A 6,000-nucleotide genomic window follows, 5' to 3' on the forward strand; every position below is an offset into this window, starting at 1 on the left:
TAAAAATTGACCGTCCTCAAAAAATGAGAAACGGTCAGGTCTCGGCTATTCTCTTACCGGTGTACTCGCTTTATGCACTGCATCCAGCGCGTGGTTTATAACTTCTTTAACTTGGCTTTTGCTTAGTCCTAAAGGCTTTAGCATATTTTTTACTTCGGAGATAAATTTTTGCTCATCAAAATTGATAATCAAAGTATCACCACCTTGCTTTATTATACGTTTTATGTTGAAAGGAGGTGTGATGTGTTTGCATAAAAAAAATCCTTAAGGCTCAAAGGAGGCAATAAGAAGAGAAGCCTTAAGGTCATAAAAAAATTAATATCACTGTGAACATGGGATAAAGTTATGGTAACATTATGTAATGCTTTTGTCAATAACAATGTGAGAAAATATCTTACAAAGAAGTAAGAACTAATGCTAATAATGCGGGTGATAGAAGGATTCATGTAAATTACGGTGCTTTTGTCTCAACGAAAGGTTAATTGTAAAGTTGGAAATATTATGTATTTTACGGGGTGACATGGTGCTATGCTATCACCCCAAAATGAAAGTTCTAATCGAAAAATCAACAGCATAAAAATAAGCATTGAGCATCCTAGCATGAATAAGGATGCTCAAAAATAGAATACTGGTGGTTAGCTAATTAGCTGAGTGATGATGCGTAGGATTATAAGTAATACGCTGTCTGAGACGGTAAGCTTAAACAGTTTCGTCTCAAGACGCATCACGACGGTCACCTCCCTGTATTCAATTTGGGGGCAGAGATGGCAGCTCTGCCCTACCAAAATATATGCGCGCTTGTATAAATTTAGAAATAAAATATATTTTCCCACCGGACAAGCTTCCGGTGGTTTTATTTATGGGGGCGGGAGAGTGGATGAACTCGACAAAAAGGGGATGAACATGCCAGATTGACACGCGAACTGCAGAAATATTGCTGCAGCCGTGTCCAGGGTGCAAGGTGGAAACCAGTCATAATTTCGTCACATTTGACAATTATAATAAAAGCAAGAAAGAGAGGAGGAATATCCCATGAAAAATATTGCTAAAAAATTAGTTGTTTATTCAATGGTAGGTATGCTGCAAATTGGGCTAGGTGCGTCAATGGTTTCCGCTTCTCCTGCCTATGGTTTTGAAAGAGTACAATTTTGTGAGAAACATCAGAATCGAGATATGTCACCTTTGTACCGATATTTCAATAATTCAACGGGTGATCATTTTTACACCACTAATTTTGAAGAACTCGGTAATGGTAATAATGGCTATACATATGAAGGTATTCAAGGGTATATTTTCCAACGACAGCATCCGGGAACGGTTCCTTTATATAGGTATTGGAACAATAATAGCAGAGATCATTTTTATACTACTAATTTTGATGAACTTGGAAATGGCAGGGACGGTTATGCGTTTGAGAGAATTCAAGGATATGTTTACGATCGGCGCCGTGAGAACACGATCCCATTACGCAGATATTTCAATGGTGGAAATGGTCATCACTTTTATACCACGAATTTTCATGAACTTGGAAGGGGCAATGATGGTTATCGGTACGAAGGTATTCAGTGTTACGTTCTCAAGTGATTAATTGCCGCCCATCCTTCGGGATGGGTCGGTAATTAAAAGCCCTATCTCGGTTATAACGCCGGGGTAGGGCTTTTTTATTGCTAAATTTTTGCGGTAGTTCAGTTTGCTAAACTACCTAGCGTAAGCTTTACTATTTTTTCATTTATTTACATATTTACTATTTACAAATAATAATTATCGGTATATAATTTAATCAAGATAAAGATAATCATTATCAATAAATAATAAAGGATGTGTTATATATGAAAGCTGTATTAAATAGATTACTTGCCAAAGAAGAATTACATCTCTGTAATTCCAAAAATATTATGGATTGTCCGGAGTACTGGACTAGATTAGCGGTAATCAGTTAAATGTATGGTTAAGCCCCTTATCGCGTATGCTTTTAGGTGAGGGGCTTAATTTTGCCACATAGTTGTTAATAAGAAAGTGTAATAATAAACGATGATATCGATAAGAGGGGGAGATAAAGATGCAGTATTTGCTATATCTCATTATTTCTGTCAGTGTTACCGCATTATACTATTTACTTCAATATGCGATAAATCTTCCGCCAGAAGAGTAATATACCATTAGGTCGTCTACTTTGAAGGTAGATGGTTTCTAATTTGAGGCTGTTCATGAGTTGAGAAAACTTATGGGCAGCCTCTTTTTTCATTGTTTTTATAGATAGAAGCTAATGGGAAATTAGAAAGAAAATGTAAAAATACCTATGCTTTTTGACCTCAGACTGTACGAATAAATAATAGAAGAATAAATTCTTTTTTTGCTAGGGAGAAGGTGATCTATTAAAATTAAATATTTTTCCCCGATTAAATGACTGTTTTAATGCAGCTTTCAATTTAAAAAAATCTCAATATTAAAAAAACGAATAATGCATGTGTAGCCAAAGCTATAGAATTAAGGAGGTATTTACGTGAATAGTAAATCACAACCAAAATTCGATCGGAATTCGGCTAAGAAACCATATGTTTTAAGTAAGTATAACAGTCAAGAAATTATAAACATTATCCGGCATTACTACGAACTAAAAAGTGCAGCGGAAATAACGGTTGTACAATATGGGCATGTGGGTGGGGGCAGCAATTATGTCAATGGTAAAGACGATATCATGTGCGTTTTGGCGGACCTTGATTATGGCGTGAATGGATTATCAGCGAGACAAAGGGAAGTTGTAATGCTATTGAAAACGGGTTATCTGATTAAAGAAATTAGTAAAATTATGGGCGTCAGGCGGGTGACGGTGAATTTTCATATTCGTCAAGTGGGATTACGCTTAGCCGATTATCTCAATGCCTCACGCATAGGAAGAAGGTGGACAAGGTGAAACGATATTATACTTTGGAAACTCTAGAGGATTTTTATCGATGCCAAGACCCCGGATTGTCAGAAATAGCAGTGAAAGAAAAGGCGAAAAACTTAAAACGGCTGCTAAATACAATGGATATTGGGTGGTCGAGAAGTAACCGTCGCTTTTATCTTCATAATCAACTATATGATTTTTCCAATTTGTTTTAATAAAAAAACTAAACGTAACTGGCGCTGCATGTATGAATAAAGAGTAGGAGGTGAAAAAAATGTTTTGTCCATTACTTAGTATAAAATCCGATAATCCCAAGATTTCTTTTGGTCAATGTATGGAGGGGGCATGTGCCTGGTGGGTTGTCAATAATGGCACCGGTAAATGCGCAATCTGCAAGATGGGAGATTATGCAGCGAAGCAGGAATCACTTTAGAAAGGAGGCAGTAAAATGATTTCAACATTAAAATTAAGCGACATAACCAGCAAATGGCGGGACGCGCTGCAAGCAAGCACCCCGATTCAAAACTTTTGTACAACAAAGTTTAATCAGGCGCCTAAAATATACGTTGGCATTAACGGCAAAAACCTGCCGGCGGCTGCGGACTGCCCGTTAATTATTCTTTATCCCGGAGCAAAGCTGGAAGGCCTCGAGCTGCAGGAATATACCTATAAGCTGACCGTTGGCTGGATCATACTGCGGGATGCAGCCACAACAACAAATAATGTTATAGAATACTCGGGCGTTGCGGAATGCGACCAGCTTGGGCAACTGATCTATCAGGAACTGGCGGGGCTGAATGCAAAAAACCCGCTCAGTGTCGTAGATTACAGTATTGAGCCGTTCGCGTATTATCCCCGCTTTCCCGGACGCATGGACATTACACTGAAAATAACGCCCGTCAACGGTTATAGCGTTGAATATTAAGGAGGTACAACATGGCAAGAGCAAAAGGATACAACTCTCAATTGGCACTTGGTTTTGAAAGCACGTATGGCAAGACACCAGCGACTGTTCAGGGGTACAATATGCCCTTTAGCCAGTCAAAAATTTCGGCTGCGCAAAATCTCATCGAATCAAGCACTATCCGCGGACGTCGTGACAAAGAACAGCCGGCATTAGGCAATATCGATGTATCCGGCAGTGTAGTCGTGCCTTTGGATCAGATTGGCATCGGCTATTGGCTGGCGGCCATGTTTGGCAGTCCGACAACTACCGGTTCCGGCGATCCTTATACCCACGTTTTCAAAATTACCGGCCAACAACCGTCTCTGGCGCTGGAACAGCAATACACGGATATTGCAGCGTATGAATTGTTTAACGGCTGTAAAATCAACAAATTTTCCTTTACCTACGGCGGCGAACAAGAGCTGACTGCCAATATCGATCTAATGGGTGCGAAAAGAACCATTGGAACGGCTCCCTTCGCAGCATCTTTGCAGGATGTCTCGCTCCTTAAATTCAGCAATTTTCAAGGATCAATTGAAGAAGGCGGCTCGCCGCTTGCGATTGTGACCGAAGCCAGCCTTAACCTGGATTGTGGCCTGGACGGCAATACGTATGCAATTGGCAGCGGCGGTTATCGAACTGGCCTGCCGGAAGGATACCTGCAGATTTCCGGCAATATCAAGGCATTTTTTGAAGATGCGGTGCTTCTCAATAAAGCAATAAATAACACCAAAACATCGTTGAATTTTAAATTCGTTAATGGCAGTCACAGCTTGGGCTTTTATATGGAAGAAGCAGTTTTTCAGCAGACTTCACCCGGTATAGATAATGAAAAAGGCATCATCATCACTCTCCCCTTTAAGGCGTTTTACAATAGCGGCGCCAATGGCAGTGCTATTGTAGCAACGTTGATCAATAATTGTGCTTCTTATGCAGTAGCTTAAAAGGCAGAAATTTTAAAGAAACGTTGTAATCGGTTTTAAGAATGTACTGGGACAGCTAAAACCTCATGCCTAAGGTTAAAAGAATTGACCTTAAGTATGGGGTTTTTAAACAAAATGATGGTACTGTCATTCGCAGGCGAAGCGGACCGGAAACGACGAAGAAAAGCGGTTTATTAGTAATGACATGGAAGAGTGGGAAGTGGTTGAATGTCATTTGTTGAGGATATGGTTAATCAATTTATGGTAAATATAGGAAAAAGCGGACAAGCAATCGCAGATTCTATTCGTGAACACGTCCCTACGGAATTGGGGCAAGACCAAATAGTAGACTTAGGGAGCGAACCAGAAGTACCGCAAGGGCAAGGGCAGCCTGATGGATCGGACGGTTATGATAACGAAGACAGCAGCGGTACAACTAACGTTGCGAGCCAGGCTTCCCTACAATCGGTAAACGGAGTGACTGCTTCCGCAGGAGAAGTTTGGTACTATCAAAAGGCGCAAGAATTGCAAGTTCAGCATCCCGACTGGAACCTTGCTAAGCTAACGGATAAAATGTCGGAGTTGATATGGAACAACAATTATAATGCATTAATGAGTGATATCGCCAACAGTCGAACGCCGGAAGAACGGGAGCAGAAGATTAGCGAGCATCAGCTAGAGTTAGACAATTATAAAGATTCGGGAATTGATGTCGCTAATGATATCCAGTATCTAAGAGATAATCAAGGGATGGAAACCTTCAGCTTATTTAATAAAGTAGCGTCGCTGATAAGCAGTTACTCATATGGAGGAGTAGAGGCCCAGTCTATTTTATCTCCGAGCAATACTGCGTTTGACAACGTAGAGTATGCTGCGGATGGAACCTTTACGGAAATAAACCCTGACGGAGTATCGAGTGATGAGGCAATACAACAGAGTGAAGATCGAATTAAGGTGTTTAACGGTATCTGGCAAGAATTTAGTGATTTTTTCAGCAATCCTATTGTGGAAAACCTGCCGTTAATTTTAGGTGGCACGGTTGTTTCTACAGGGCTAGAGCTTCAAAATTCAGCAAATCCATTTGGACTTTCAAAGGGGGCGGGTAAAGCTGGGGATGCAAATGATACACAAGACACTAAGTCAGGCAATGATCCATTGAAATTCAAGTTTGGATATTTTCAATCCGATGGGGCACCGGTTTTCTACGCCACTAAAGATGTTGTCGTTCAGGGGTCGAGTAA

Annotated in this window: 7 protein-coding genes; 6 read left to right on the top strand and 1 reads right to left on the bottom strand. The window is 40.3% G+C overall.

The features are described 5' to 3' along the window. Nucleotides 1-45: 45 nt before the first annotated feature. Nucleotides 46-192 (bottom strand): hypothetical protein, encoded by a 147-nt coding sequence (locus ABFC84_04315; GenBank protein ID MEN6411979.1) that lies wholly within the window; start codon nt 190-192, stop codon nt 46-48. Between the two features lie 840 nt (nt 193-1,032). Here ABFC84_04315 and ABFC84_04320 point away from each other — a divergent pair. From ABFC84_04320 to ABFC84_04345, 6 genes are all read left to right on the top strand, one after another. Then, complete coding sequence (locus tag ABFC84_04320; GenBank protein MEN6411980.1) at nt 1,033-1,584, top strand: hypothetical protein; 552 nt, start codon at nt 1,033-1,035, stop codon at nt 1,582-1,584. 919 nt (nt 1,585-2,503) lie between these two features. Beyond that, on the top strand, nt 2,504-2,914 hold the full coding sequence (locus ABFC84_04325; protein MEN6411981.1) for a LuxR C-terminal-related transcriptional regulator: 411 nt from the start codon (nt 2,504-2,506) through the stop codon (nt 2,912-2,914). Between the two features lie 250 nt (nt 2,915-3,164). Continuing rightward, complete coding sequence (locus tag ABFC84_04330) at nt 3,165-3,323, top strand: hypothetical protein (GenBank protein ID MEN6411982.1); 159 nt, start codon at nt 3,165-3,167, stop codon at nt 3,321-3,323. 15 nt (nt 3,324-3,338) lie between these two features. Continuing rightward, entirely contained in the window at nt 3,339-3,815 is a 477-nt protein-coding gene (locus ABFC84_04335; protein ID MEN6411983.1) for a hypothetical protein, read from the top strand. Between the two features lie 11 nt (nt 3,816-3,826). Next, on the top strand, nt 3,827-4,780 hold the full coding sequence (locus ABFC84_04340) for a phage tail tube protein (protein MEN6411984.1): 954 nt from the start codon (nt 3,827-3,829) through the stop codon (nt 4,778-4,780). Between the two features lie 207 nt (nt 4,781-4,987). Continuing rightward, nucleotides 4,988-6,000 (top strand): hypothetical protein (locus ABFC84_04345; GenBank protein MEN6411985.1); only part of this gene is annotated, 1,013 nt, incomplete at its 3' end.

It is taken from the genome of Veillonellales bacterium (assembly GCA_039680175.1).
GTDB lineage: Bacteria > Bacillota > Negativicutes > JAAYSF01 > JAAYSF01 > JBDKTO01.